The organism is Streptomyces himastatinicus ATCC 53653, from assembly GCF_000158915.1.
Taxonomy (GTDB): domain Bacteria; phylum Actinomycetota; class Actinomycetes; order Streptomycetales; family Streptomycetaceae; genus Streptomyces; species Streptomyces himastatinicus.
Genome location: NZ_GG657754.1, coordinates 2741624 through 2744468 on the forward strand (window position 1 = coordinate 2741624; position 2845 = coordinate 2744468).

2 protein-coding genes are annotated in these 2845 nt (G+C 71.7%); both read left to right on the forward strand.

From position 1 onward, the window contains the following. Positions 1-463 precede the first annotated feature (463 nt). Positions 464-1654 carry a magnesium and cobalt transport protein CorA gene (locus SSOG_RS10985; RefSeq protein WP_039937186.1) on the forward strand — a complete coding sequence of 397 codons (1191 nt, stop codon included), beginning with the start codon at positions 464-466 and terminating at the stop codon, positions 1652-1654. Positions 1655-1770: 116 nt separating this feature from the next. Then, positions 1771-2655 (forward strand): phosphatidylinositol-specific phospholipase C, encoded by an 885-nt coding sequence (locus tag SSOG_RS10990; protein ID WP_039937188.1) that lies wholly within the window; start codon positions 1771-1773, stop codon positions 2653-2655. Positions 2656-2845: the final 190 nt, after the last annotated feature.

Sequence of the window (2845 nt, forward strand, 5' to 3'; positions counted from 1 at the left end):
CGCCGGGTCGCACACTGGGGCGTCCGCCGGGCCACACGCCCGGGCGTCCGCCGGGTCCGGGACGGGTTCGCATCCGGAGGGGAGGCGTCGCCCGGGATCGTTCATGCCAACAATCGTAGGCAAACAGTCGTTGGCTCGCCAGGCGCGGGTACCCGCCGCTCAGCACGGCGGTGCCAGGCGGTGCCAGACGGTCCCGGGGCGCCGCCGCCCCGGCCGCGGCCTGGGCATATCCGGGGATATCCTGCACTGAGGCCAGTGGTCCGCGTGCCCGCACCGAGGGGACCGTGACAAAGGAGGTGGTCGGTCCACGTGATGACCAGCGAACCTCCCAGTCGCATGCCGCGAGCCGCCACCCCGGCCCGGCCACGCTGAGCGCAGCGCGGCCCGGCGCCCCGGGCGGCGGTGTCCGGATGCCCCGCCCAGCGCCGGCCACTCGGCGCCAGCTACCCGTAAAGGACCCCTCATGTCCGAGCGCCGTTCCCACCACCCGCGCCCGCTGAAGAAGTACCCCTGGCTGCGGTCCGCGGCGGAGCGCGGGGCGGGCCACGGCCCGCGCTCGGGGGCCGGGGCCGCGGGCCGGTCGCCCGCCGAGCCCGCGCCCGTCGCGGTCGACGGCACCGCGGTCGCCGACGAGCGGAGCGTGGTGGACGCGGCCGTCTACCGCGACGGCCGCCGCGTCGGCACGCCCGACGGCCTGGCCGCCACCTACCGTCGGCTGCGCGAGGAGCCGGGCGCGATGGCGTGGATCGGGCTGTACCGGCCGACCGAGGCGGAGCTGCTCTCCCTCGCCGAGGAATTCGACCTGCACAAGCTCGCCATCGAGGACGCGATGGAGGCGCATCAGCGGCCCAAGCTGGAGCGCTACGGCGAGACGCTCTTCGTCGTGCTGCGCGCGGCCCGCTACCTCGACGCGGTCGAGGAGGTGGACTTCGGCGAGCTGCACGTCTTCGTCGGCCCCGACTTCCTCATCACCGTCCGGCACGGCGCCGCCCCGGACCTGTCCGCGGTGCGCGCCCGGATGGAGTCGACCCCGGAGCTGCTGGCCCTCGGCCCGGAGGCCGTGCTGTACGCCATCCTGGACGCGGCGGTGGACGGCTACGCGCCGGTCGTGTCGGGTGTGCAGAACGACATCGACGAGATCGAGACCGAGGTCTTCCGCGGCGACCCCGCGGTGTCGCGCCGCATCTACGAACTCTCCCGCGAAATGGTCGAGTTCCAGCGCGCCACCCGCCCGCTGGTGGGGATGCTGCGCGGGCTGATGGCCGGTTTCGACAAGTACGGCACCGACGAGGAGCTCCAGCGCTATCTGCGGGACGTCGCCGACCACGTCACCCACACCAGCGAGCGCGTGGACGGCTTCCGCTCGGCCCTCACCGACATCCTCGCGGTCAACGCCACCCTGGTCACCCAGCAGCAGAACGCCGAGATGAGGGCGCTGGCCGAGGCGGGCTTCGAGCAGAACGAGGAGGTCAAGAAGATCTCCGCATGGGCGGCCATCCTCTTCGCCCCGACCCTGGTCGGCACCATCTACGGCATGAACTTCACCCACATGCCGGAGCTGCACTGGGTGCTGGGCTACCCCTTCGCGCTGCTGCTGATGGCGGTGGTGTGCGTCAGCCTGTACGTCATCTTCAAGCGGCGCGACTGGCTCTGATCGCGCGTACGGGATGACCCCAACCCCTATTCGTCGTTCCGCCGTTCTCCCCGGGGCTCGTTTGTGCTTCGATGCCGTGCGCACGGTACGAACGGGTGAGCGACGGGAGTATGCGTATGGATCGGCGAGGGTTTCTCAAGGGCGCGGCCGCGCTGTCCACCGCCGGGGTGGTCTCGGCGTTAGGCGGGGTCGCCACCGCGGCGCCGAACCAGCTGCTGGCCGCGCAGGACTGGCTTTCCGGCATCGCCGACGCCACGCCCGTACAGCGGCTGACCCTCCCCGGAACGCACGACTCCGGGGCCCGCTACGGCGGGCCGTGGACCGAGTGCCAGAACACCACCATCGCCGACCAGCTCACCAGCGGCATCCGTTTCCTGGACATCCGCTGCCGCGCGTTCGACAACGCCTTCCCGATCCACCACGGCGCCTTCTACCAGCACCTCAACTTCGACGATGTGCTCGGCGCATGCCGTGCCTTCCTCTCCGCGCATCCGTCCGAGACCGTGCTGATGCGCGTCAAGCAGGAGTACTCGGAGGAGAGCGCCGCCGAGTTCCGCCGGATCTTCGACCTCTACCTCGACGACAAGGGCTGGCGCTCCCTCTTCCGCCTCGACACCACCCTCCCGACCCTGGGTCAGGCCCGCGGCCGGGTCGTGCTGCTCTCCGACTCCGGCAACATGCCGGGCGTGCGGTACGCGGATCCGCAGCTGTTCGACATCCAGGACGACTACATGGCGGAGCCGTTCGGCAAGTACCCCAAGATCGAGGCGCAGTTCCGCAAGGCGGTGGCGCAGCCCGGCAAGCTGTACATGAACTACGTCAGCACCGCCGCGCTCCTCCCGCCCCGGTCCAACGCGGACCGGCTCAACCCGCAGGTCAAGACCCTGCTGGAGGCCGCGGGCAACCAAGGGTGGACGGGGCTCGGCATCGTTCCGATGGACTTCCCGAACACCACCTCCGGCCTGGTCGACACGCTGGTGCGGCACAACCCGGCGGGATGACACCGGGTGGGCGGCGGCTCGTGTCCGACGGGCCGCCGCCACACCGTGGCGGGTGGGGTCAGGGGGTGACCGAGGGGCGGGCGAAGCGTACGAGTTCCAGGGCCTGGTCGGGGAACCACTGACCCGCCTCGGGGTTCACCACCCCGCGCACCGGGTCCGAGGGGCCGGAGGTGCCGCGGAGGCAGCGGCC